The organism is Mesorhizobium qingshengii, from assembly GCF_900103325.1.
Classification (GTDB): Bacteria; Pseudomonadota; Alphaproteobacteria; order Rhizobiales; family Rhizobiaceae; genus Mesorhizobium; species Mesorhizobium qingshengii.
This window is the reverse complement of record NZ_FMXM01000028.1, coordinates 33,962-55,783: the sequence shown is the minus strand read 5'-3', so window position 1 is coordinate 55,783 and position 21,822 is coordinate 33,962. Positions and strand designations below refer to the sequence as shown.

26 protein-coding genes and 1 pseudogene are annotated in these 21,822 nt (G+C 62.0%); 9 read left to right on the top strand and 18 right to left on the bottom strand.

Annotated elements, in window-relative coordinates; all coding sequences use genetic code 11:
• Positions 1 to 13 precede the first annotated feature (13 nt).
• Positions 14 to 1,018, bottom strand: a complete 1,005-nt coding sequence (locus BLS48_RS30615; protein WP_342028548.1) for an ABC transporter permease — start codon at positions 1,016 to 1,018, stop codon at positions 14 to 16.
• 1,001 nt (positions 1,019 to 2,019) lie between these two features.
• Here BLS48_RS30615 and dusA point away from each other — a divergent pair.
• Complete coding sequence (gene dusA, locus BLS48_RS30605; protein ID WP_091585843.1) at positions 2,020 to 3,018, top strand: tRNA dihydrouridine(20/20a) synthase DusA; 999 nt, start codon at positions 2,020 to 2,022, stop codon at positions 3,016 to 3,018.
• A gap of 16 nt (positions 3,019 to 3,034) precedes the next feature.
• Here the strand turns inward: dusA and BLS48_RS30600 are convergent, their stop codons facing one another.
• Together BLS48_RS30600 and BLS48_RS30595 are read right to left on the bottom strand one after the other, a co-directional pair.
• Complete coding sequence (locus tag BLS48_RS30600; protein WP_091585842.1) at positions 3,035 to 3,736, bottom strand: TIGR02281 family clan AA aspartic protease; 702 nt, start codon at positions 3,734 to 3,736, stop codon at positions 3,035 to 3,037.
• Between the two features lie 13 nt (positions 3,737 to 3,749).
• On the bottom strand, positions 3,750 to 3,983 hold the full coding sequence (locus BLS48_RS30595; protein WP_091585840.1) for a DUF1289 domain-containing protein: 234 nt from the start codon (positions 3,981 to 3,983) through the stop codon (positions 3,750 to 3,752).
• A gap of 198 nt (positions 3,984 to 4,181) precedes the next feature.
• Between BLS48_RS30595 and BLS48_RS30590 the strand changes: the two genes are divergently transcribed.
• The gene (locus BLS48_RS30590; RefSeq protein WP_091585879.1) at positions 4,182 to 5,180 is read left to right on the top strand and encodes a nicotinate-nucleotide--dimethylbenzimidazole phosphoribosyltransferase; all 999 of its coding nucleotides are present in this window, start codon (positions 4,182 to 4,184) and stop codon (positions 5,178 to 5,180) included.
• Positions 5,181 to 5,213: 33 nt separating this feature from the next.
• On the opposite strand, the gene BLS48_RS30585 is transcribed toward BLS48_RS30590, so the two are convergent.
• Positions 5,214 to 6,734, bottom strand: a complete 1,521-nt coding sequence (locus BLS48_RS30585; RefSeq protein ID WP_091585838.1) for a sensor histidine kinase — start codon at positions 6,732 to 6,734, stop codon at positions 5,214 to 5,216.
• 75 nt (positions 6,735 to 6,809) lie between these two features.
• On the opposite strand from BLS48_RS30585, the gene BLS48_RS30580 reads away from it, so the two are divergent.
• The 4 genes from BLS48_RS30580 to BLS48_RS30565 all read left to right on the top strand — a co-directional run bounded on the left by BLS48_RS30580 (position 6,810) and on the right by BLS48_RS30565 (position 9,353).
• The gene (locus BLS48_RS30580) at positions 6,810 to 7,433 is read left to right on the top strand and encodes a thermonuclease family protein (protein WP_091585836.1); all 624 of its coding nucleotides are present in this window, start codon (positions 6,810 to 6,812) and stop codon (positions 7,431 to 7,433) included.
• Between the two features lie 43 nt (positions 7,434 to 7,476).
• Positions 7,477 to 8,088, top strand: coding sequence for a glutathione S-transferase (locus BLS48_RS30575; protein ID WP_091585834.1), 612 nt, complete (start codon positions 7,477 to 7,479; stop codon positions 8,086 to 8,088).
• Complete coding sequence (locus BLS48_RS30570) at positions 8,028 to 8,753, top strand: uracil-DNA glycosylase family protein (RefSeq protein WP_091585832.1); 726 nt, start codon at positions 8,028 to 8,030, stop codon at positions 8,751 to 8,753. The genes BLS48_RS30575 and BLS48_RS30570 overlap by 61 nt, the downstream gene beginning before the upstream one ends.
• Positions 8,754 to 8,861: 108 nt before the next feature.
• Positions 8,862 to 9,353 (top strand): Lrp/AsnC family transcriptional regulator, encoded by a 492-nt coding sequence (locus tag BLS48_RS30565; protein WP_006205209.1) that lies wholly within the window; start codon positions 8,862 to 8,864, stop codon positions 9,351 to 9,353.
• A gap of 27 nt (positions 9,354 to 9,380) precedes the next feature.
• Here the strand turns inward: BLS48_RS30565 and BLS48_RS30560 are convergent, their stop codons facing one another.
• The 13 genes and pseudogenes from BLS48_RS30560 to moaA all read right to left on the bottom strand — a co-directional run bounded on the left by BLS48_RS30560 (position 9,381) and on the right by moaA (position 19,140).
• Complete coding sequence (locus tag BLS48_RS30560) at positions 9,381 to 10,019, bottom strand: DUF3299 domain-containing protein (RefSeq protein WP_244529976.1); 639 nt, start codon at positions 10,017 to 10,019, stop codon at positions 9,381 to 9,383.
• Entirely contained in the window at positions 10,016 to 10,555 is a 540-nt protein-coding gene (locus BLS48_RS30555; RefSeq protein WP_091585827.1) for a GNAT family N-acetyltransferase, read from the bottom strand. The genes BLS48_RS30560 and BLS48_RS30555 overlap by 4 nt, the downstream gene beginning before the upstream one ends.
• Positions 10,552 to 11,281, bottom strand: a pseudogene (locus BLS48_RS30550) (DNA alkylation repair protein). Before BLS48_RS30550 ends, BLS48_RS30555 begins: the two are co-directional and overlap by 4 nt.
• Complete coding sequence (locus BLS48_RS30545) at positions 11,278 to 12,147, bottom strand: NAD(P)-dependent oxidoreductase (RefSeq protein ID WP_091585823.1); 870 nt, start codon at positions 12,145 to 12,147, stop codon at positions 11,278 to 11,280. Before BLS48_RS30545 ends, BLS48_RS30550 begins: the two are co-directional and overlap by 4 nt.
• Positions 12,148 to 12,259: 112 nt before the next feature.
• A complete protein-coding gene (locus tag BLS48_RS30540; RefSeq protein WP_091585821.1) occupies positions 12,260 to 13,165 on the bottom strand; it encodes an ABC transporter permease in 906 nt (301 codons plus the stop codon).
• Complete coding sequence (locus BLS48_RS30535) at positions 13,162 to 13,881, bottom strand: ABC transporter permease (protein WP_091585819.1); 720 nt, start codon at positions 13,879 to 13,881, stop codon at positions 13,162 to 13,164. Before BLS48_RS30535 ends, BLS48_RS30540 begins: the two co-directional genes overlap by 4 nt.
• Positions 13,882 to 13,961: 80 nt before the next feature.
• A complete protein-coding gene (locus BLS48_RS30530; protein ID WP_091585816.1) occupies positions 13,962 to 14,747 on the bottom strand; it encodes an ABC transporter substrate-binding protein in 786 nt (261 codons plus the stop codon).
• 157 nt (positions 14,748 to 14,904) lie between these two features.
• Positions 14,905 to 15,414, bottom strand: coding sequence for a molybdopterin-guanine dinucleotide biosynthesis protein B (mobB, locus tag BLS48_RS30525; protein ID WP_091585814.1), 510 nt, complete (start codon positions 15,412 to 15,414; stop codon positions 14,905 to 14,907).
• Complete coding sequence (gene mobA, locus BLS48_RS30520; protein ID WP_091585812.1) at positions 15,411 to 16,043, bottom strand: molybdenum cofactor guanylyltransferase MobA; 633 nt, start codon at positions 16,041 to 16,043, stop codon at positions 15,411 to 15,413. Before mobA ends, mobB begins: the two co-directional genes overlap by 4 nt.
• Before the next feature lie 56 nt (positions 16,044 to 16,099).
• Complete coding sequence (locus tag BLS48_RS30515) at positions 16,100 to 17,020, bottom strand: DMT family transporter (RefSeq protein WP_091585810.1); 921 nt, start codon at positions 17,018 to 17,020, stop codon at positions 16,100 to 16,102.
• A 119-nt stretch (positions 17,021 to 17,139) separates the two neighbouring features.
• On the bottom strand, positions 17,140 to 17,499 hold the full coding sequence (locus BLS48_RS30510; protein ID WP_091585808.1) for a hypothetical protein: 360 nt from the start codon (positions 17,497 to 17,499) through the stop codon (positions 17,140 to 17,142).
• Positions 17,500 to 17,615: 116 nt separating this feature from the next.
• Positions 17,616 to 18,089 (bottom strand): hypothetical protein, encoded by a 474-nt coding sequence (locus BLS48_RS30505; protein ID WP_091585806.1) that lies wholly within the window; start codon positions 18,087 to 18,089, stop codon positions 17,616 to 17,618.
• Positions 18,090 to 18,144: 55 nt separating this feature from the next.
• Positions 18,145 to 19,140: a GTP 3',8-cyclase MoaA gene (moaA, locus tag BLS48_RS30500; RefSeq protein ID WP_091585804.1), complete on the bottom strand. Its 996-nt coding sequence runs from the start codon at positions 19,138 to 19,140 to the stop codon at positions 18,145 to 18,147.
• Positions 19,141 to 19,339: 199 nt separating this feature from the next.
• Here moaA and BLS48_RS30495 point away from each other — a divergent pair, with 199 nt between their 5' ends.
• Entirely contained in the window at positions 19,340 to 19,693 is a 354-nt protein-coding gene (locus tag BLS48_RS30495; protein ID WP_091585803.1) for a gamma-butyrobetaine hydroxylase family protein, read from the top strand.
• Between the two features lie 71 nt (positions 19,694 to 19,764).
• Positions 19,765 to 20,376 carry a pyridoxamine 5'-phosphate oxidase family protein gene (locus BLS48_RS30490; protein ID WP_091585802.1) on the top strand — a complete coding sequence of 204 codons (612 nt, stop codon included), beginning with the start codon at positions 19,765 to 19,767 and terminating at the stop codon, positions 20,374 to 20,376.
• Positions 20,377 to 20,401: 25 nt separating this feature from the next.
• Here the strand turns inward: BLS48_RS30490 and BLS48_RS30485 are convergent, their stop codons facing one another.
• Positions 20,402 to 20,854, bottom strand: coding sequence for a MarR family winged helix-turn-helix transcriptional regulator (locus BLS48_RS30485; RefSeq protein ID WP_091585800.1), 453 nt, complete (start codon positions 20,852 to 20,854; stop codon positions 20,402 to 20,404).
• A gap of 47 nt (positions 20,855 to 20,901) precedes the next feature.
• Between BLS48_RS30485 and BLS48_RS30480 the strand changes: the two genes are divergently transcribed.
• Positions 20,902 to 21,813, top strand: a complete 912-nt coding sequence (locus tag BLS48_RS30480; protein WP_091585798.1) for an alpha/beta hydrolase — start codon at positions 20,902 to 20,904, stop codon at positions 21,811 to 21,813.
• Positions 21,814 to 21,822: the final 9 nt, after the last annotated feature.

Sequence of the window (21,822 nt, the reverse complement as noted above, 5' to 3'; positions counted from 1 at the left end):
TCGGGTTGTTGTTTCAGATGTCGCCGCTCTGCGAGGTCTGCTCGTCGCGCGGATTGATGATGGCGTCGATCGCCAGCGCACCCAGCAGGATCACGCTCTTGATCAGGTTCTGGCTGGTGTAGCTGAAGTTCAGGATCGTCATGCCGTTGGTCAGGATGCCGACAAGGATGGTGCCGACGATGACGTTGCGTACGCCACCCTGGCCACCGGAAAGGCCGATGCCGCCGAGCACGACGACCAAAAGCACATCGTAGATCAGGCTGGAATTGTAGAGGCGCGTGTCGATGCCGGTGACCAGCCCCAGCATGATGATGCCTGCGGTGAAGGCGATGAGCGCGCTGATGACATACTGCGTCACGATGATCGGGCGCGTCGGCAGGCCGGTGGTGCGGGCGGCGTTCGGATTGTCGCCGGTGGCATAGACCAGCCGACCGAAGCGCGTCTTCTTCAGGAAGAAGCCCATCAGCGCCGCCACCGCCGCGAAGATGATCACGACCATCGGGATGCCGAGGACGGTGCCGCTGCCGACGAATTTCAGCCAGGCGATGTTAGACGGGGCATAGAGCACGTCGGAGGCAAAGACGATGCGGCCGGAGCCGTAGACCGAGGAGGCGATGGCAAGCGTGGCGAAGATCGGCGGGATTTCGGCCACCGCCACCATAATGCCGGTGAACAAGCCGATTGCCGCGGCGAGAAGGGCACCGCAGACAACGGCAAGCGTGAAATCGACGCCCCAGGTGGAAATCCAGATGCTGAAGGCGACGCCGACCACCATCACCGCCACCATGGTCAGGTCGATGCCGCGGCCGACGACGATGAAGCCCATGCCGACGGCGAGCGTGCCGAGGATCGAAACGTTCTTGAGGATGGCAATGATGTTGCCCTGGCTCAGGAAATTGTTGAGCGTCGCGGAGAAAGCGATGAAGAGGATGACCGAGATCGCGACGACGACCAGCTCCTGGGACATTTTGATGCCCATGCGCGCGCCGTCGGATTTGCCCGGACCAGCCAATTCCATCCCTCCCTCGCTGCCAGCCTCAAGCGACAGCTTGCCCGAGCGGCCTTGCCGCTCCGGCGGTTCCTCCACAGCCCAAGCCGGCTGCCTCCCCGAAGACCATTGCGGCTCGAGGCGGCAGGGGCAATTTCGATTTTCTGATGCGCTGTGCAGTTTGTTCGTGTGGAGACCCTGGTGCCAAACCGAAGGCCGACGCATCGGTGCCGCGGCCAGATAATTCTCAACAGCTCATCGGTGACATTTGTCCAAAGTCATCGATGTGTCCCAGGATGGCGGCGTGCCGACAAAGCCCTTCGGATTGTTGCGAAAAGTTGCCCGCAACGTCAGGCCGATATCGCCCCGGATTTTGATTTACAATGGAAAGGGTGAGATACAACTGGGCTCACGACCGGAGCTCTGACGAGGGTTTTCATCGAAGTAGGCGATCAGCCTGTCGAGCTCATCCTGGGTAGGTCGCAGGCGCGCTGGTGCCCTTTGCCGACAAGACATGAGACAGGATAAGTTTCACAAAGCCGATGTCGATACCGAGAGTCCTCGGCCCGGCACCTTGGGCGGTCCGATCGCGACCAGAACGAATGAGCCGTCCGCGAGCCGCGATGTTGCATTTCCCCATATGTCTTTGGAACATATCGAGGGCTGCGGCCTTGGAGCGGCGAGGGGACTTGCCTACATCGCACAGGTCGTCGATAGGAAGGTCGATGAGTTCGCTGAGAGTCTTCAGGCGCGCTATACGGGACTTCGTCGGCGTCTCACCGCGATCGACCTGGCGCTCGGTTTCGGTTGCCCAGTGCCGTACGTCGTCTCGGCGCAGGAAGGTCTCGCTGACGTAGCGACCCTTGAGACGGACTTGGACACGCCAGGAGCCGGATGAGAGTTTTGTACAGGTGGCCAACTTCGAGTGCGTTCCGTGTGCACTGAGAGATCGAAAGGTGGCGAAAAGGGTCGTATTCTGTCGTAAATTCGTGCGCACTCGGCAGGGTCTAACGATTTGATGTTAAGAAAAAATGCTGATAAATCAAGATTATAGACTGGCCGTGGCACCCATGATGGACTGGACGGATCGGCATTGCCGGTTCTTCCATCGCCAGCTGACGACCCGTGCGCTGCTCTACACCGAGATGGTGGTGGCCGACGCGATCATCCAGGGCGCGCGCGAGCGGTTGCTTGGCTTCGATGAGGCGGAACATCCGATCGCGCTGCAGCTCGGCGGCTCGGATCCGCGCAAGCTTGCCGAGGCGGCGCGCATTGGCGAAGCCTTCGGTTATGACGAGATCAACCTCAATGTCGGCTGTCCGTCCGACCGCGTCCAGTCTGGCACGTTTGGCGCCTGCCTGATGAAGGTGCCTGATCTCGTCGCCGAGTGCATCTCTGCGATGAAAGCGGCGGTGACAGTTCCCGTCACCGTCAAATGCCGGATCGGCGTCGACGAGCAGGATCCCGAGCCGGCACTCGATGCGCTGGCGGACGGTGTTTTCGATGCCAGCGCCGATGCGTTGTGGGTGCATGCGCGCAAGGCCTGGCTGGAAGGGCTGAGTCCCAAGGAAAACCGTGACATTCCGCCGCTCGACTATGGCCGCGTGTACCGGCTGAAGGTCAGAAAACCAAACGAATTCATTGGCATCAATGGCGGCATTCAGTCGATTGAAGAGGCGCGGGCGCATCTCGATCATGTCGACGGCGCCATGCTTGGCCGCGCGGCCTACCACACGCCCGGCATTCTGGCCGGCGTCGATGCCGCCTTCTATGGCGTCCAGTCCGATGCGTTCGATTTCGCCGCGCTGATCGACAGGATGGTGGGCTATGCGGCACGCCATATCGAGCAGGGCGGCCGGCTTGGCCATGTCACTCGCCATATGGTCGGGCTGTTTCACGGATTGCCCGGCGCGCGCCGCTACCGCCAGATCCTGTCCACCGACGCGACCCGGCCCGGTGCTGGACCGGATGTGCTGAAGACGGCTTTCGCCGCCGTTGAATTCAGTGGAGCGGCGGCCGAAGCGGCCTGACACGTCAAGGCTGGCTTCAATCCCTGAGGATCATGCGGTCGCCGCGCACGTCGAAGCCTGACAGCGAGCCGATGAAGTTCATACCGAGCAGACTCTGGCTGAGCATGCCGGGTGCGGCGACCATCACCGACATGTCCTTGCGCACGATGCCGCCGATCGCCACCTCGTCGGTTTTCACGGCGGCTGCGCGCGCCATTCCGTTGGCGGTCGAGACTGGTATGGTGTAGTTGAGCGCCGCTGGATTGAACCCGGCGGCTTGCGCGTCCTCCGACGTCAGCACGGTGCTGGTCGCGCCGGTATCGACAACGGCCCGCACCGGGTTGCCGTTGATCAGGATTCTCGCTTCGAAGTGACCATTGTCGGCCTTGTCGAGCGTCACCGTGGCGTGGCCATCTTCCACGCCCAGGGCGAGCGGACTGCCGGGAACGAGACCCGCGGTTACCCGGCTGGCAATATCCTGCAGTTCGTAACGATATTGGTAGCCAGCGATCAGCACGAGCACGATTGCCGCCCAGGCGCCGAGGTTGCGGGCCATGGCTCCCAACGGTCGACCCGACCGGAGCAGACCGGCGCCGATAAGCGCGCCAAAGGCGCCAAGCCAGATCAACCGGCTGAAATCGTAATTCTCGACGCCGAGCGTGCTGCCGCCGGAATCGTTGAACATCAGCAGGACCGTTCCCACCCCGATCGCCGCCATCAGTATCCAGAACAACCTCATCCGCGTGGCTGCCTCACGAAAGCGCGTCGCGTTCGCGCGCCATGCGGGTGCGACGCGTTTCGCGACGCGGCCGGCGCTCGACCGTCTCCAGACGGGCAGGCAATTCAGCCATGACATTGCGGCGCGTTTCCGGCGTCATCCCCATCCAGGAGCCGATTTCTTCGCGCGTACGGCCGCAACCGAAACAGAAGCCGGTTTTCATGTCGATCGAACAGACCAGGATGCACGGGGATTCGATGGCCGTCATGACTTTCTCTTGAGGGCTTCCTGCCGGAATCCCTTGTTCCATCTCCACATGGTGCAACCGCAATGCCAATGCAAGCCCTCGCGATTGCGCCTTCCGGGACCACCTTTGCGGCAATACAGGAGGATGATCCAAGAGGTTGTGCCGACCACGCAACGCGGCTATGCCGCTCCCCAACTCCATGGAATGATCGCCAACGACATGACCAGCACTCTGCCCTTCGATGACTTTCGCAACCTGCTGGCCAACCTGCCAGCAGCCGACACGACAGCCGAGGCTCGCGTGCGCACGCTGTTTGCCAAGGCCGACAAGCCCAGGAATTCACTTGGCCGCATCGAGGACATTGCCGCCTGGCTGGCAACCTGGAGCGGCCGTGCTCCGCCCGCGGTGACGAGACCGTTGATGGCGGTCTTTGCCGGCAATCACGGCGTCACCCGCCACGGCATTTCGCCTCGGCCGGTGGCGGCGACCGCCAATGCGGTCGAGCTCTGCGCGGCGGGAGGTGCTGCGATCAACCAGATATGCATCGCCAATGATCTCGGCTTGAAGGTTTTCGATCTTGCCCTGCACATCCCGACCGCCGACATCAGCGAGGACGCCGCGCTTGACGAGCGCGGCTGCGCCGTCACCATGGCCTTCGGCATGGAAGCGATCGCCGGCGGCACCGATCTGCTTTGCCTCGGCGACCTCGGCGTCGGCAACTCCACCGTCGCTGCCGCCCTGTTCGCGGCGCTGTTCGGGGGCAGGGGCGTCGACTGGGTCGGTCCGGGGTCGGGCGCCGAGGCGGCGATGCAGGCACGCAAGGCTGACGTGGTCGATTCGGCGCTGGCTTTTCACGGCGGCCATCTCGGCGACCCGTTTGAGGTGCTGCGCCGGGTCGGCGGCCGCGAGTTCGCGGCGATAGCCGGCGCCATCCTCGCCGCACGGATGCAGAAGATTCCGGTTCTGCTCGACGGAGTCGCGGCAATGGCGGCCGCGGCGGTGCTGCATGCCGCCAACCCCGCAGCACTCGACCATTGTCTTGTTGCCAGCCTGTCGCCAGAGCCCGCGCATGCCCGGGCCGCCGAACGGCTCGGTCTGCGCCCGTTGCTCGACCTCGGCATAAGCCATGGCGAAGGGGCAGGGGCCGCTCTTGCCGCAGGTCTGGTCAAGGCGGCGGCGCTGACCAGTTCGGGCATGGCCGCGGCTGTTCGTGGCTAGGCGCCGGGCAAGGCTACGTCAGTACGACTTCCGTTACCGCCGGCGCGCCGCCACCGCCGCGGTCGGCAGCGCGGGCAGTTCCTCCATCACCCGGCTCAGCGGGAAGATGGCGATCGCCTCGGTGCCCTCGCGCAGCTTGGAATGAAGCTCGAACTCGCCGCCATGCATAGCTAACAACCCCTGCACGATCGGCAGGCCAAGACCTGTGCCTTGCTCGGCACTCTTGATGGCGATCGAGCCCTGGCCGAAGGCCGAGAGCACAATCGGGATTTCGTCCTCGGGTATGCCGGGACCATTGTCCTTGACCGAAATGTATTGACCGCCGCCCGCCGTCCAGCCGACGCGAACGCGAATTTCGCCGCCGGTGGCGGTGAACTTGATGGCATTCGACAGAAGGTTGAGCGTGATCTGCCGCACCGCCCGCTCGTCGGCGAAAAGGCGCGGCAACTCATGCTCGAAATCCTGAACAATGCGGATATCCTTGTTGCGCGCCTTGAGTTCCATCATGTGGCAGCAATCCTCGACAATGTTGAGCAGCATCACCGGCTCCTCGTTGAGCTGGTAGCGGCCGGCCTCGATGCGCGACAGGTCGAGGATCTCGTTGATCAGGTCGAGCAGATGCTGGCCGGATTCATGCACGTCATGGGCGTAGTCGCGATAGGTGGGGTTGCTCATCGGCCCCAGCACCTCGTTCGACATCACCTCGGAAAAACCGAGAATGGCGTTGAGTGGCGTACGCAGCTCGTGGCTCATAGAGGCGAGGAACCGCGACTTCGCCAGATTGGCATCCTCTGCCCGCCGCCGCGCCTCGTCCGACATCGATTTCGCCGTCTCCAGTTCGGCGATCAGCGCGTCCTTCTCGGAGCGAAACGACAAGAGCATCAGGGAGGAGCGGTTGAGGTGGCGGGCCACATAGGCGAAGAAGGGTAGCGACACAACCAGCAGCCCGGCCATGATCGCCTCGACCGGCATCCACAACTTGACCCCAACATAGGCATAGAGGGCCACCGGAGCCGCAAAGGTCGCCAACAGCGCCCCACGCAGGGATGAGGCCATCACAGCGGTCGCCGCCATGGCGAACAGCAGCACCACCGCCTTGACCACGTGGAACTGGTCGACCTGGCAGGCGCCGCAGCCGAGCCAGACGAACCAGCTCCAGCCGAGGCCACAAAGGAAATGGCCGACCAGGAATTCCCGTTGTGTTTGCAAGGGATTGAGCTCGGAAGCTTCAGCACGCTCAATGCGCCGCGCCATGAAGGCGACGGTGGTGTAGCAAGTTAGCGTGAACAGCGCCCAGAGGCCGATCTCGTTGCCGACGCCGGCGAGCCGGCCAACAGCCGCGATCGCCAGGACGAGAAGCGGAATGGCGATGGCGCCGCTCGTCATGGCGCGGGCGTGGAGCTTCAGCAGTTCGCGATCGAAATCGGGATTGCCGGCCTGCTGCGAAAGACGGTCACGCGTCTTGCGCACCGCGCGCGCCACATCGCTGTTGCGATGGGGTTTCCTGCGGTCCACAATGAACTTGTCCGCTGTGTTCGAGCGTTGCAAGGGCATCAAAACTTCAATTTATGCGAGCAGCGGTTTCCAAGTGTTAAGCTACGTTCGAATGATTAACCAACCGTTTGCCATATGAGCCGTTCATGGGCCCCAGGGCCGCGCCGGCGATACGCCGCGCCACGTCAAAGAAGCTTGTGGCGCCGGCTGGTGGACTACGGGCTTACCGTCGTCATTCTCGGATTGCTGATCCTGCTGGCGGCTCGCCTCGACCGGGTGGAAACACGCAAGACGGAGGGAACTGCAATCGTCAATGACGGCGATTCGATCACGCTCGGCACCGAGCGCATTCGCATGCGGGGAATTGACGCCCCGGAGTATTCGCAGACCTGCCGCAAGAATGGCGGCGACTATCCTTGCGGGACGCTCGCGCGCCAATCGCTGATGCGGCTGATCGCCGGGAAGCCCGTTTCCTGCAGCGGCTGGCAGCGTGACCGCTATGGCCGCCTGCTTGGCGACTGCACCGCCGACGGCAAGGATCTCAACCGTGCGCAGGTCGAGGCGGGCTGGGCGGTCGCCTATGGCGACTACAAGAGCGAGGAAGCCAACGCCCGCGCGGGAAAGGCCGGCATCTGGGCGGGCACATTCGACCAGCCGCAGGACTGGCGCGCCAGTCATCACGGCGAAGTCGTCGAAAGAAAGCACGGCACGCTGGCGTCGATCGGCGATGCCGTGCGCGAGATTTTCCGCTTCTGGTGATCGCGCATCCTGTAACTGTACCGAGAACGAGCAGGAGGAAGGAATGAAGCTCTTCGACGGCGGCCGGGCGCCCAATCCACGGAGGGTCCGCGTTTTCCTGGCCGAGAAAGGCATTGCGGTGCCACTGGTGCCCGTCGACATGGGCGCACTGGAGCACAGGAAGCAGGCGGTCAGCTCGCGCAACCCCCTGCAACGCCTGCCGGTGCTGGAGCTCGACGACGGCACCGTCATCACCGAATCCATTGCTATCTGCCGCTATTTCGAGGAGTTGCATCCGGAGCCGGCCCTGTTCGGACGCGGCGCCCTCGGCAAGGCACAGGTCGAGATGTGGCAGAGACGGATGGAGTTCAACCTGCTCAGCTGCGTCGCGCAGGCCTTTCGTCACATCCACCCGGCCATGAAGGAATGGGAAATCCCGCAGATTGTCGAATGGGGCGAGGCCAACAAGCCGAAAGCCGTGGAGTTCCTCAGGATTCTGGACAGTGAACTGGGCAGCCGGGAGTTCATAGCCGGCGACAGCTATTCGATCGCCGATATCACAGGCCTGATCGCCGTCGACTTCATGAAACCGGCACGCATCAAGGTGCCGGAGGAATGCACCAATGTGTTGCGCTGGCATCAGGCGGTTTCCAGCCGACCGAGCGCCGCCGCCTAACCATGATCTTGAAAAGTGGAAGCCGGTTTTCGGACAAGACCATGGTCGATCAGGATGCGCTCGATAGTTTTGCAGCAACGGTTCGCGCTTGCCGGATCTGCGTCGAGAATCCGATCGGCAAGCCGCTGCCGCACGAGCCACGGCCAGTGCTGCGACCCTCGTCCAAGGCCCGCATCCTGATCGCCAGCCAGGCGCCGGGAACCAAGGTGCATGTCACGGGCATGCCGTTCACCGATGCCTCCGGCGACCGCCTGCGCAGCTGGCTCGGGGTGGCAAGCGACGAATTCTACGACATCGAGAAATTTGCCATCGTGCCGATGGGCTTCTGCTTTCCCGGCCAGGACGCCAAGGGCGGGGACTTGCCGCCGAGGCGCGAATGCGCCCCGGCCTGGCGCGCGCCTTTGATGGCCTTGATGCCACGCATCGATCTGGTGCTGACGATCGGCATCTACGCGCAGTCCTGGCACATGGGCGCCGCGCGCCGACCCTCGCTGACGGAAACGGTGATGGACTGGCGTGCCATCTGGGAGACTTCCGCCGGTCCGAAAGTGCTGCCGTTGCCACATCCATCATGGCGAAACACCGGCTGGTTGAAGAAGAATCCCTGGTTTGAAATAGATTTGCTGCCTTTCCTGCGATCGGAAATCCGCTATCGCCTCGGTTGACCTTTCAGCAAGAAATCACTCGCTTTTCAGCCATCCTGCAGAATTTCTTTCTTGTGAAAGCCCATGATAAGGCGGAATATAGCCAATCTATTCCCTTGGGAGCATGAAATGGATCGCCTCGATAGAAAAATTCTCCGCCTCTTGCAGGAGGATGCGACACTCGCGGTCGCCGACGTTGCCAAGAAGGTCGGGCTGTCGACAACACCTTGCTGGCGGCGCATCCAGAAGCTCGAGGAGGAGGGCGTCATCAAGCGGCGCGTCGCTATCCTCGACCACGAAAAGGTCAATGTGCGGGTCACCGTCTTCGTGTCGATCCGCACCAACTCGCACAGCCATGAATGGCTGCGGCGCTTCTCCGAGGTCATCCAGGAGTTTCCCGAGGTGGTCGAGTTCTACCGCATGAGCGGCGATGTCGACTATCTCCTGCGCGTGGTGGTGCCCGATATCGCCGCCTATGACGCGTTCTACAAGCGCCTGATCGCCAAGATCGAGATCCGCGACGTGTCGTCGTCGTTTGCTATGGAGCAGATCAAGTACACGACCGAAATCCCGCTCGACTACATGGTGCTGGACAAGGAATCCGGCGCCAACGCCGCCTGAGCATGGCCCCACACAGGATCGTTCTGCTCAGTTCTTCTTTTTGTTAAGGAAACTCCACGGCGAGTTGACCGGTAGCGTGATCGTGTCTGGCACATTGTCGACGCTCACCACATCCGCCTTGCGTACCATATAGCCCGACTGGATGACGCTGACGCCGTCGAGGATGAAAAGCTGGCTCTTCTCCATCCCGGGCGTCAGCGTGCCGGTGACGGCAACCGGCTGATAAGCCTCAGACATCTTGTAGGGATGGGCTGGTGTGACCAGCACGATCTGATTGGGCGGCGGTGTCGGCATATGACTGCAGGCGCCCGTCCATGGCACCAGCAGGAACTGATAGACCAGGTCGCCGTCGCGATCGACTGGCAATGCATAGCCGGCCAACTGGATGGTCTTGTCCTGCAAGTTGACGGAGAGCGTTTCGCCATGATCTGGCATCTTGGCCGCGATCATCGGCAGCCCGGCGTTTTCGGCTGCGGCTTGCGTCGCCGGGCGCAGATCCTTCCAGAAAATGTGCGCGGTCTCGGCCGAGGCATCGGTGGCGGCAACGGACACCAACAACGCGGTCGCGAGCGCCATGGTTGATTTGAGACGGTGGCTCATTGGCTGATCCGTTCCGGGGCCGCTCCCTTTGAAGTCAAGTAAAGCCGCCGCCACCAATGACGTCAACGGACGAGCCGCATCACATGTCGGCGAGAACCGGCCATGCCGGTTTCGTGGAACCCGCGCGCGGCAAACATCGACTTGAAGCCCATGAAGCGGAAGCTCGGCGAATCCGGATCGACCGGATAGGCCTCGACAGCGGATGCGCCGCTCTTGAAGGCGTGATCGACGGCGGCCTCAAGCAAACGAGCGCCCATGCCGACAGCACGGTGAGGGCGAGCGACGAAGAAGCAGACGATGGACCAGACATCCTTCTCATTGTCATTCTGATCCGGCGACAACTTTCTGAAAGACTGGCGTGGCGCAACGGAGCACCAGCCAACGACCTCCTTACCAGCGCGCGCGATGATGCCCACTGGTGTTCCGGCCGCGACGGTCGACTCCATGGCCCGCTTCTTGTCGGCACTACTGCTCGACTGACGGCCAGCAAGCTCCCGCCAACTCATGCACCAGCAGTATTTCGGGCCACCTGACTGTTCGAACAGCGTCTCGAAGTCCGGCCATGTCTGCCTGGTGACAGGAACGAAATCCAGATCGATCATGTTTTGGGCATCGTCCTTGCCGACAGACGCTCGAGCGTTTTGCGGGCAGTGAGCTCCTTGACGGCATCCTTGCCGATCCAGCGCGCCGTCTTGTCCGCCGAGGCTGCCAGCTTTTGCGCCACGGCAAGGGCAGGGCCGTGCAGGTTCAAAGACCGCTTGCCGATCTGCCGCAGCGCCCAGTTCACCGCCTTCCTGACGAAGTTGCGCGGATCGCCGGCATGAGCCTTGATCAGCGGCAGATAGTCTAAGAAGGTTGCGTCCGGCTCCTTCTTCAAATGCACCGTTGCCCATGCCAGCATGGCAAACGCGGTTCGGCGGACGAATTCGCGCTCATCCGTGGCGAACTCGTCGATAAGGTCGCGCCAGAAAGGCGTTGCGGCAAACAGGTCCGAGACGCTGTCGACGACCTCCCAGGAATTGAAGTCGCCCGCCCAGCGGCGGCATTCTTCGATGGTGATCTTTTTCGGCTCGCCGGTGAACGCCGCCATCAGCCGCGCTTCGCGAATGCCGCTGTCCCAAAGCACCAGAGCCCGCTCGTGGTTGCGCTTCACCTTGCGCGCCAATGGCCGCAAATGCGAATTGCCGATGCCGAGCGCGGTCTCGATGTTGATGCCGAACCGCGCCATGCCAGAGAGATTTTCGGGAGCGCGAAATACCTTTAGATGGGCAATGATGTCATCGGCCGTCCAATCCGGATCTGGCTGAGACATCGCAGCCAAGTGCTATTTCTCCAGCCGCGCCAGCAGCGAGGACGTATCCCAGCGCTTGCCGCCCATCGCCTGCACATCCTTGTAGAACTGATCGACAAGTGCGGTCACCGGCAGCTTGGCGCCGTTGCGGTCGGCCTCGTCCAGGCAGATACCGAGATCCTTGCGCATCCAGTCGACGGCAAAGCCGAAATCATACTTGCCGGCATTCATCGTCTTGTGGCGGTTCTCCATCTGCCAGGACCCGGCAGCACCCTTGGAAAGCACCTCGATCACCTTCTCGATGTCGAGCCCGGCCTTCTTGCCGAAATGGATGCCTTCGGCCAGTCCCTGCACCAGCCCGGCGATGCAGATCTGGTTGATCATCTTGGTGAGCTGGCCAGCGCCTGCGGAACCCATCAAGCCGACCATGCGGGCAAAGGCATCGATGACGGGCCTGGCCTTGTCGAAGGCTTCCTGCTCGCCGCCGACCATGACAGTGAGAACGCCGTTCTCGGCACCGGCCTGGCCACCTGAGACTGGAGCATCGAGGAATGAAAAGCCGCGCGCTTCCGCCGCCGCCGCCAGTTCACGCGCCACCTCGGCGGAGGCGGTGGTGTTGTCGATGAAAACCGAACCCTTCTTCATCGATTTGAAGGCGCCGTCCGGACCTGTCGTCACCGAACGCAAATCGTCGTCATTGCCGACGCAGGAAAAGACGAAATCCTTGCCCTCGGCCGCCTCCGCCGGTGTTGCGGCGAAGCTGCCGCCATGCTGGCCAACCCATTGCTCGGCTTTCGCCTTGGTGCGGTTGTAGACGGTGACGTCATGGCCGCCCTTGTTCCTGAGGTGCCCGGCCATCGGGTAACCCATCACGCCAAGACCGAGAAATGCCACAGATGCCATAAGCTTGCCCTTCAGAATGAAAACGGAATTTGCTGCGAAAGCTCTAGGCTCTGCGCTCAATTCGTCAAGACGCGCGTAGCCCGATTGACTGGGACAGCAGCGTTCGAAGCGGTCAGCGTTTCAGGTGGATGGTGATCCGGCGCTCGATCCATTCGACCGCATGGCGCAACAGCTCGACCATCACAAGGTACACCAAGGCGACCCAGATATAGGCCTGGATGTCAAAGCTATTGGCGAAGGCGAGTTTTGCATTGCCCATCAGATCGTAGACGGTGATGATGGCGACGATCGCCGAAGCCTTGACCATGAGGATCAGTTCGTTGCCATAGGGCCGCAGTGCGACGATCAAGGCCTGCGGCAGGATGATCTTGCGCAGCGTCTGCAATTTGTGCAGGCCGAGCGAAGCTGCGCCTTCCCATTGGCCCTTGGGGACGCTCTCAATGGCGCCACGTAGAATCTCGGCCTGGTAGGCGGCGGTGTTTAGCGCAAAAGCGAAGACGCCGCAGTTGAAGGCGTCTTTGAAAAAATCCCAGAGCGTGAAACGGCCGATCGCCAATCCGGCTGGGATGCTTACGTGAGGCAGAAGTTGGAACCAGTCGCTGACAACCGGCATGTATAGGCCAACCGCGCTAAGTTCCGGTCTGAACGATCCTAACCCGTAGTAGACAAGAAACGTCTGAACCAGCAGCGGCGTGCCGCGGAAGAAATAGACGTAACAATAGGCAAGGCCGGACAGGATCCGGTTCCTGGACATACGCCCATAGGCAACAGGCAGAGACATAATGGCGCCAAGCACCATCGAAATCGCAACCAGCGACAGGGTGACGCCGAGTCCCTGGAGATAGGCCGGCGCGTATTTGGCGAAAAAAGCGGCGTTCCAGGCAAGGAAGAGGTAGCTGACGATACCGAGGCCAAAGGCTATCCACAGGCAGACCAGCGCATAGCCGATGATGCGCCGGCGCGGCCAGCCGCGCGCTCGAGGTGGCGGCCGTTCGACCATGGCGGCTGTAGCGCTCATCGTTGTGCCTCACGGTTGCCGAGCGAGCGCAAAATGGCACTGGTGGCGAAAGACGACACGACCGCCAGACCAAGAAAGACCAGGGCCGCCAGGCTGTAGAACAGGAACGAATGCTTGGTGACGCGAGCCGCCACACCGGCGTTGCGCAACGTCTCGGCGAGACCGACAACCGAGACAAGCGAGGTGTCCTTGAGCAGGCTGAGCCAGCAGTTTTCCAGACCGGGGAACGCGATACGAAGCAGTTGCGGCAAGATCACCTTGCGCATCGTCTGCCATTTGGACAGACCAATGGAATAGCCCCCCTCATATTGCCCTTTCGGGATGGCACGAAAGGCCGAAAGGAAAACCTCGCTGGCGTAAGAAGAGAAGATCAGCGCGAGCACGATCATCCCGGCGAAGAAGCTGTTGACGTCGATGGTCGCCTCGGGGCGAAAATATCGGATGAGGTGTTGCAGCAGGATCGGCATGCCGAAGAAGAACAGGAAAAGCGTCACCAGTTCCGGTAGGCCACGAAAGACCGTGGTGTAGATGTTGGCCGCCAGCCGCAGCGAAGGCTCTTCGGATTGCTTGCCCAGCGCGACAAAAAAGCCAATCGTCAAACCGATGGGAAGCGTCGCAAGCGCAAGAAGAACCGTTACAATGACGCCATAAGCGATATCGTCAAGCCAGCCATCGGGTCCCCAACTGAGAAGTGTCCATATGCTTTGGGCTGGCATTGACAGGTCTTATCCCCACGGCGTTACCAAGATGAAAAGAAAGACGGCGGGGAATTTCCCCGCCGTCTTGATCCTGTCTATCAGGACTCGGCGCCGAAGACGTCGAACTTGAAGTACTTGTCGTTGATTTCCTTGTATTTTCCATTGGCGCGGATGGCGTCGATGGCGGCATTGAGCTTGTTGACCAGGTCGGTCTCGCCCTTGCGCACGGCGATGCCGGCGCCCGGCCCGAAGATCTCGACCGGTTGCGGCGACGGCTGGCCGAGAATCTTGCAGCAGGCGCCATCAGGCGAATCCAGCCACTGCTGCAGCACGACGATGTCGTCCTCGATGGCGTCGAGGCGACCATTGGCAAGATCTGCCTGCTCCTCGGGGCTGCTCGGATATCCCTTCACGGTGCTGTCGGTGAAGGTCTTCGTGGCATAGTTGAAATGCGTGGTCGTCGTGGCGACGCCGACGGTCTTGCCGGCGAGATCTTCCTTGGTCACACCCTTCAGCGTGCTGTCCTTCGGCACGGCGAGGGCCGACGGCGTGTTGTAGTATTTGTGGGTGAAGTCGACCTTCTCCTTCCGCTCCGGCGTGATCGACATCGAGGCGACGATGGCGTCGAACTTGCCGGCCTGAAGCGCCGGAATAATGCCGTCCCAATCCTGGGCGACGAAGGTGCACTTGACCTTCATTTCATCGCAAAGCGCCTTGGCGATATCGATGTCGAAGCCGACAAGCTGGCCATCGGAAGTCAGGTTGTTGAATGGGGGATAAGCGCCTTCGGTGCCGATCCTCAGGGTCTTCTCCTGGGCCTGGGCTACGCCGAGCGTCAGCAGCGCAGCCGAAGCGGCAAGCGCGATACGCAGTGCAATACGCATGATAGTCCTCTCTTTATGTCCCGGCCGTTGTTCCGAAACGGCTCTGTGGGGCGGTGCTTTTGACCGCCCGCTGCGGCGATACTCCCACTCTTTCCAAGAAAAAAGCAACTGCAAAACCACAAAAATAGGCAATGCTATTCTGCCGCTGCGTTACCTCTCAAGCAACGAGCCCGGTGGCGCGCTCGATGAAGTCGGCTATCGATTTTGTATCGTCGAGATCGAACACCGGCAGGCTTTCGCCCTCCGTCGTGAAGTCGGCGGCCACTGCGACGATGGCGGGATCACTTGCCGAAAGCGGTGTGCGGTCCTTCGCTTCCCCCCGGCGGGTTTCTATCTTGCGGTGAGCCTCGCGCTTGTAGCCCTCGACCAGCACGATGTCGCACGGCGCAAGCCGCGACAGAACCGCCTCCAGCGTCGGCTCATCCTCGCCGCGCAGTTCGTGCATCAGCGCCCAGCGAACACCGGAGACGATCGCGACTTCCATGGCACCGGCCTGCCGGTGACGAAAGCTGTCGGCCCCAGGCTTGTCGATGTCGAAGTCATGATGGGCGTGTTTCACCGTCGAGACCTTCCAGCCGCGCCGGACAAGCTCGGTGACCAGCTTCTCGGTCAATGTCGTCTTGCCGGAGTTCTTCCAGCCGGTGATGCCGAAGATGCGTCTGTTCATGGTTTCATGCTCTGCAACAGCCGCTCAGCCCGGACAAGATCATCAGGCTCGTTGATATTGAAGAAAGGGTCGATCGTTTGGCCCGCGGACTGCGCGACGGAGAATTCCACGTCGACAAAATCATGCCGCTCGATGAAGGCCGAAACCCGCCTGTTGTCCTCGTCGACCAGGAAGCGCCGCAAGGCGTCGCGACAATTGGCCGGCCAGAGCGTGAAGGTCGGGTGCCGCTTGCCTGCCGAGCAGGCAACGGCAATCGAACCGGGGCGTTGATCGATGGCTGCCGCCAGCCGCTCGACAAGATCCAGCGGCAGGAACGGCGTGTCGCCCGCAGCGGTGACGATTGCCTTGCAAGCGGTGTTGGCGGTGGCCCATTCGAGGCCGGTCAGGATTCCGGCAAGCGGCCCGGCAAAGCCGGTGACCGTGTCGGCAAGCACCGGCAGTCCAAAGCGGGAGAAGCGCGCCGGGTCGCCATTGGCGCTGAGCGCCAGCGGCGCCACCTGCGGGGCAAGACGCGAGATGACATGGTCGAGCAGGCAGCCGTCGCCGAGCGGCAACAGGCTCTTGTCGCCACCGCCCATCCGTCTTGATTGGCCACCGGCCAGAATGATCCCCACAACGTCTCGCTTCATGCCATCGAGCCTGTACGCCAGCCGTCGGGAATCACAAGAACCTTCTCGGGAGCTGGCTAGATTCCGTCCGGGACCATGGTCGGCCCGGTGCTTTCGGCGACGATCTTTCGCCGGCCGACGATCCGCTCGCGGTAGAGTGCATAAAGGCCGGAGCCGATGATGATGGTGGCGCCGATGACCATCGGCAGGTCGGGAACGTCGGCGAAGATGAAGAGGCCAAGCAGGATCGACCAGATCAGGGCCGTATAGCGGAACGGTGCAATGAAGGAGATGTCGCCCACCCGCATCGCCATGATGATCGACTGGTAGCCGATGAGCACGAGCACCGCGGCGAGCGCCAGTAAGGCCGTGCTTTTCCCTGTCATCGGTGTCCAGCCGCCCATCGGCGACAACAGCAGCGCGCCGACGATGGTCATGGCAAGTGCGGTCGCGGTCGAAACCAGAAGGGTCGGAATGGCCTTGGGGATCCTCTTGGTGGCGAGATCGCGCACCGCGCAACATGCGACGCAGGCCAACGCGACCAGGGAAAATACGCTGAACCCTTCGAAGCCCGGCCGCACGATGACCAGAACGCCGACAAATCCGATGGCGATGGCCAACCAGCGCCGCCAGCCGACATCTTCGCCGAAGACGAGCGCCGCGCCCATCGTCACCGCCAGCGGCAGCGCCTGCAGAACGGCCGAGACGCTGGCGATCGGCAAATGGGCGAGCGCGATCAGAAACGTCACCGTGCCGCCGGCTTCGCCGAGGACGCGCAGCGCCACCAGCGGGTCCAGCATCGAGCGCAGGCGGACGAGAGCGCCGCGCTGCCAGGCAAGCGAGCCGACGAAAAGGGTAGCAAATGCTCCTCTGATAAGCATGACTTGCGCCATGCTCATCGATTGCGACGAGTATTTGGTAATGGCGTCGTTGAGGGTGAAGCCAGCCATCGCCACCACCATGAGCAATGCGCCGCGAAGATTTGGAGAAAGGGGCAAGACAACTACCGGTTCTGCTTTGCAGCAAGCCTGTAGCAGCCGGGCCTGAAACAGCAATGGCAAAGGACTGGGCCACGGCCTTGCCGCGGCCCATAAAACCCCTGCGATAACGGTGGAATTTACTTCTTTGGCGTCAGCACTTCGGTGCCATTGCCGTCCTTGCCGGCGATCGTCCACAGACCGTGCAGCGAACCGTCTTCCATCACCTTGTAGACGACGAGGCCGATGTCCTTGTCCATGACATAGCCGGCCGAGAAGGCATCATCGTTGCGCATGCAGATGCCGTCGGAGGACGAGCCGCCCGTCTCCCAGTGGATCGTGCAGGTCGTCTGGCTGGTGAGCGTGATGGTGGCTTCACCGTCATAGGTCGAGCCGTCGAAGTTGGTACCGGCGACCGTGTAGGTGCCGCCAATCGACTGGGCTGCGGCTGGCATGGCCGCGAGGCCAAGCATGGCAAGAGAAAGAATGAGTTTGCGCATATCTTAAACCCCCGAGAAGCGAAAATCGCGACGGGCAGCCTTAGGGCGCAACAGGCCGACGGTAAATCCGGCCGGTGCCTGTGTTCGGCAATATTGTCGTCGTGTGGCCGAAATGTTCAGTGTGCCTTGAGGCTGCCTGCTATCGCCGCGACAAGCCGATCGTACTTCGACTTCACGGCAGGCGGGTATTCGATCCATACGGTGCGAATGACACCATCCTTGCCGAAGAGGCGACGCTCGTAAAAGATCTTTCCATCCTTCAAGCCCGACAGCACCGCCCAATCCTTGCCGGCCTTGCTGTAGGTGATCCTGTAGCCCGGCTCCTTGCTGGCTTTCTCCGCCGCGACGAAACCCTTCGGTGTGTCGTCGTCGGTGTTGAGAATACCCGAGCAGATCAGGCTGGCACCATCGGCGCTGAGCCATTCCTGCCCGTCGCCATTTTCGGGCTCAGGCTGGCGATCGGTGAAGACCTCGTCGGGAAAAGTGCAGACGGTGCCGAAGCGCTCGTTCACATAGGTGAATTGCGCGGCAACTGCGTTGGTCGCTGCAATGGTTGCGACAACCGCCAGGAATGAGGAACGCCTCTGCATATCTCGCCTCGGTGCCAATGACCGGGCGCGATCTTGCACGAATCTCTCGAAAAGATCAGCCGCCCGTAACGCTCATATGCCGCGAAACGGAGGGGCGGCTGGTGCGGCGGTCGATGATGAAATCATGGCCTTTCGGCTTGCGGCCGATGGCTTCGTCGATGGCGTCGGCGACCAATTCGTTGCCTTCGGACGCGCGCAAGGGCGCCCGCAGGTCAGCCGCATCCTCCTGGCCGAGGCACATATAGAGCGTACCCGTGCAGGTCAGCCGGACGCGGTTGCAGCTTTCGCAGAAATTGTGGGTCATCGGCGTGATGAAGCCGAGCCGGCCGCCGGTTTCGGCGACGTGGACATAGCGGGCCGGCCCGCCTGTCTTGAAGGGAATGTCGGTCAGCGTGAACTGGCGCTCCAGCGAAGCGCGCAGCAGCGACAGCGGCAAATACTGGTCGGTGCGGTCGGCGTCGATCTCGCCCATCGGCATGGTTTCGATGACCGTCAGGTCCATGCCGCGGCCATGCGCCCAGCGCATCATGTCGGGCAGTTCGGCGTCGTTGAAATCCTTCAGCGCCACCGCGTTGAGCTTGACCTTCAGCCCGGCCGCCTGCGCGGCATCGATGCCTTCCATGACCTTGCCGAGATGGCCCCAGCGGGTGATCTTGTGGAATTTGTCGGCGTCAAGCGTGTCCAGTGAAACGTTGATGCGCTTGACACCGCAATCGGCAAGTTCGGCGGCAAAGCGCGAAAGCTGCGAGCCGTTGGTGGTCAGCGTCAGTTCTTCCAGGGCGCCGCTTTCGAGATGTCGCGATAACTGGCGCACGAGGTGCATGATGTTCTTGCGAACCAGCGGCTCACCACCGGTGAGGCGCAATCTCCTGACGCCCTTTTCGATGAAGACGCTGCACAGCCGGTCGAGTTCCTCCAGCGAAAGCAGGTCCTTCTTCGGCAGGAAGGCCATGTCCTCGGCCATGCAATAGGTGCAGCGGAAATCGCAGCGGTCGGTGACCGACACCCTGAGATAACTGATCGTGCGACCGAAAGGATCGATCATGTCCATGCTTCAAGCGCTTCCCGCGGCCGTGAACGGCTTCGTTATATATAGCTATGTGATACGATCCGGCCCGCCAATCAAGATATCGTTTCTCGATCTTTGGTAACATTCCCTGGCCGACATCGCATGTCGGCTCACCGCAAACGGCCTTTTCCCGTTTGGCGAAGCAGCGTAGGGAGGGTGGATTGCCAAGGGATCGAACACCATGACCGCACCCAGGGAACTCCGGGTCTCGAAAGACCGCCGACTGCTCTCGGTGACCTTTCCCGATCATCAACCGTTCGAACTGCCGGCGGAACTGTTGCGCGTCGCCTCGCCCTCGGCCGAGGTGCAGGGCCATTCGCCCGAACAGCGCGTTACGGTTCCCGGCAAGCGCAATGTGGCGATCCTCAAGATCGAGCCGGTCGGCAACTACGCCGTCCGCATCACCTTTGATGACTTCCACGACACCGGCATCTTCACCTGGAACTACCTGCACACGCTCGGCCACGAGAAGGACGCGCGCTGGACCGCCTACCTCGCCGAGCTTGCCGAAAAAGGCCTGAGCCGGGATCGCTAGCTCCGGCAAGTCGGCGTCGTGAAAACGTCACCCAGCGGGAGTAAGGGCGGCGGATATACGGAGACGAAAAGATGTCCGTCATCACCACGGTCGAACAGCTCGAAGCCCTTTACGGATTGCCCGGCGACACCTCGCTGGTCAAGGAACTCGACCATGTGGTTCCCGAGTATGCCGCCTTTATCGAGGCTTCGCCATTCGTCGCCCTGGCGACCAGTGGGCCGGAGGGGCTGGACTGTTCGCCGCGCGGCGATCTCGCCGGCTTCGTGCGCATTCTCGATCCGAAAACGCTGATGATGCCGGACCGGCGCGGCAACAATCGCGCCGATTCGCTGAAGAACATCATTCGCGATCCGCGCGTTGGCCTGCTTTTTCTGGTGCCGGGCTCGGGCACGACGCTGCGCATCAACGGTCGCGCCCATATCACCACGGATACAACGCTCTGCGCGTCGTTCACGGTCGAGGGCAAACCGGCGCGCTCGGTGACCGTCATCAACGTCGATTCGGTTTATTTCCAGTGTGCCCGCGCCATCGTCCGTTCCGAGCTCTGGAACCCGGCGAGGCATGTCGATCCGAAGTCGCTGCCGACACCTGGACAAATCCTCGAAATAACCAGTCGCAAGAACATCGACGGCGAAACCTACGACAGGGAGTGGCCGGAGCGGGCGAAAAAGACGATGTGGTAAGCTGACGGCCTGGGCGAGACGGCGGTCACGCCTCCTTCAGCACCTCATAGATCTTGCGCATCTGATCGCCGATCATGTCGCATTGCTCCGGTGTCGACTGGCTCATCGCCTTTTCGATCAGCGCCATATGCACTTTCAGCGCCTGCATCAGCAGCGCCTCACCGGCTTCCGTCAGGGCGAGCCGCAGGATACGCTTGTCCTTCTCATCGCCTTCGCGCCGCAGCAGGCCGCGCGTCTCCAACTGCGGCAGCAGCATGGTGATGTTGGAGCGGCCGACGAGCAGCTTGCGGGCAAGGTCGTGCTGCGACATGCCGGGGTGACGATAGAGGTTCATCAGCACATCGAGCTGTGCCGGCTTCAGGTCGAGCGGGGCAAGCTTCACCGCCAGCGTGCGCTCCAGCACATGGCAGGCGCGCGCCACCGCGACCCAGTTGCGAAAACGTGGGTTGTCCCAGGGTAGGTCTTGTTTATTGTTCATCTTTGAACTATTATGTTCATGCTTGAACGTATGGATGGATTCTCACTATGGCATCAATCGGGCTAAAGGTCATCCGAGGGGTGTTTGGTGCGGCCGAACATATTGCGCCGCGCCTGACCGGTCGCGCGGCTTTCGAATTGTTCTGCCGCACGCCGAATGCCAAGGCGCTGACCGACGGCGAACGCCGCGCTGTCGACCGTGCCGCGGAGTTCATGGCCGAGGCGCGGCATCATCGGCTGAAGACTGCCACCGGCTGCGTCATGGTGCACGAGTTCCGGCCGGAACCGGGCAGGGCGGTTGTCGGCACGGTGCTTGTCGTCCACGGCTGGCGTTCGCGCACCGAATACATGCGCGCGTTGATCGAAGGGTATCGCGCCGCTGGCTACAGGGTTGCTTCGCTTGATCTGCCGGGCCATGGCCAGTCGCGGGGGCGGCGGTTGAACATGGTCAATGCCGTGGATGCCGTGCGCGTTGCCGGCGAATGGTTCGGTCCGTTCGCGGCGGCGGTCGGCCATTCCTTCGGCGGCGCCGTCGCCGCCAACGCCATCGCTGGTTCGGTCAAGAACATCCCGCCGCTGGCGGCCGGACGGCTGGTCCTGATCGCGGCGCCAAGTTCCCTGCCGGCAATCTTCGCCGACTTCAGCCGGATGCTCAATGTCGGGCCGCGTTCGCAGGCCGCCATGGCGGACCGCGTCGAACACCTTTCCGGCCGGCCACTGCATGAATTCACCGGCGACCGCCAACTCGCCCATGCACCCGTGCCGACCCTGGTCATCCACGCGCCCGACGACCGCGAGGTCTCGGCCGATCATGCCAAGCGCTATGCTGGCGCTGGCGGCCATGTGCGGCTTTACTGGGCCGACGGACTCGGGCACCGCCGCATTCTCGCCGACAGGGGCGTGGTCGAACGCGCCGTCGGCTTTGTGGCCACGCACCGCGAGCCGTCGCTGCTCCACTAGCGGCAATCG

Coding starts and splice junctions, on each gene's coding strand:
- BLS48_RS30615 (WP_342028548.1), bottom strand. CDS start 1,018: ATGGAATTGGCTGGTCCGGGCAAATCCGACGGCGCGCGCATGGGCATC.
- dusA (WP_091585843.1), top strand. CDS start 2,020: ATGCTGATAAATCAAGATTATAGACTGGCCGTGGCACCCATGATGGAC.
- BLS48_RS30600 (WP_091585842.1), bottom strand. CDS start 3,736: ATGAGGTTGTTCTGGATACTGATGGCGGCGATCGGGGTGGGAACGGTC.
- BLS48_RS30595 (WP_091585840.1), bottom strand. CDS start 3,983: ATGACGGCCATCGAATCCCCGTGCATCCTGGTCTGTTCGATCGACATG.
- BLS48_RS30590 (WP_091585879.1), top strand. CDS start 4,182: ATGACCAGCACTCTGCCCTTCGATGACTTTCGCAACCTGCTGGCCAAC.
- BLS48_RS30585 (WP_091585838.1), bottom strand. CDS start 6,734: ATGCCCTTGCAACGCTCGAACACAGCGGACAAGTTCATTGTGGACCGC.
- BLS48_RS30580 (WP_091585836.1), top strand. CDS start 6,810: ATGAGCCGTTCATGGGCCCCAGGGCCGCGCCGGCGATACGCCGCGCCA.
- BLS48_RS30575 (WP_091585834.1), top strand. CDS start 7,477: ATGAAGCTCTTCGACGGCGGCCGGGCGCCCAATCCACGGAGGGTCCGC.
- BLS48_RS30570 (WP_091585832.1), top strand. CDS start 8,028: ATGCACCAATGTGTTGCGCTGGCATCAGGCGGTTTCCAGCCGACCGAG.
- BLS48_RS30565 (WP_006205209.1), top strand. CDS start 8,862: ATGGATCGCCTCGATAGAAAAATTCTCCGCCTCTTGCAGGAGGATGCG.
- BLS48_RS30555 (WP_091585827.1), bottom strand. CDS start 10,555: ATGATCGATCTGGATTTCGTTCCTGTCACCAGGCAGACATGGCCGGAC.
- BLS48_RS30545 (WP_091585823.1), bottom strand. CDS start 12,147: ATGGCATCTGTGGCATTTCTCGGTCTTGGCGTGATGGGTTACCCGATG.
- BLS48_RS30540 (WP_091585821.1), bottom strand. CDS start 13,165: ATGAGCGCTACAGCCGCCATGGTCGAACGGCCGCCACCTCGAGCGCGC.
- BLS48_RS30535 (WP_091585819.1), bottom strand. CDS start 13,881: ATGCCAGCCCAAAGCATATGGACACTTCTCAGTTGGGGACCCGATGGC.
- BLS48_RS30530 (WP_091585816.1), bottom strand. CDS start 14,747: ATGCGTATTGCACTGCGTATCGCGCTTGCCGCTTCGGCTGCGCTGCTG.
- mobB (WP_091585814.1), bottom strand. CDS start 15,414: ATGAACAGACGCATCTTCGGCATCACCGGCTGGAAGAACTCCGGCAAG.
- mobA (WP_091585812.1), bottom strand. CDS start 16,043: ATGAAGCGAGACGTTGTGGGGATCATTCTGGCCGGTGGCCAATCAAGA.
- BLS48_RS30510 (WP_091585808.1), bottom strand. CDS start 17,499: ATGCGCAAACTCATTCTTTCTCTTGCCATGCTTGGCCTCGCGGCCATG.
- BLS48_RS30505 (WP_091585806.1), bottom strand. CDS start 18,089: ATGCAGAGGCGTTCCTCATTCCTGGCGGTTGTCGCAACCATTGCAGCG.
- moaA (WP_091585804.1), bottom strand. CDS start 19,140: ATGGACATGATCGATCCTTTCGGTCGCACGATCAGTTATCTCAGGGTG.
- BLS48_RS30495 (WP_091585803.1), top strand. CDS start 19,340: ATGACCGCACCCAGGGAACTCCGGGTCTCGAAAGACCGCCGACTGCTC.
- BLS48_RS30490 (WP_091585802.1), top strand. CDS start 19,765: ATGTCCGTCATCACCACGGTCGAACAGCTCGAAGCCCTTTACGGATTG.
- BLS48_RS30485 (WP_091585800.1), bottom strand. CDS start 20,854: ATGAACAATAAACAAGACCTACCCTGGGACAACCCACGTTTTCGCAAC.
- BLS48_RS30480 (WP_091585798.1), top strand. CDS start 20,902: ATGGCATCAATCGGGCTAAAGGTCATCCGAGGGGTGTTTGGTGCGGCC.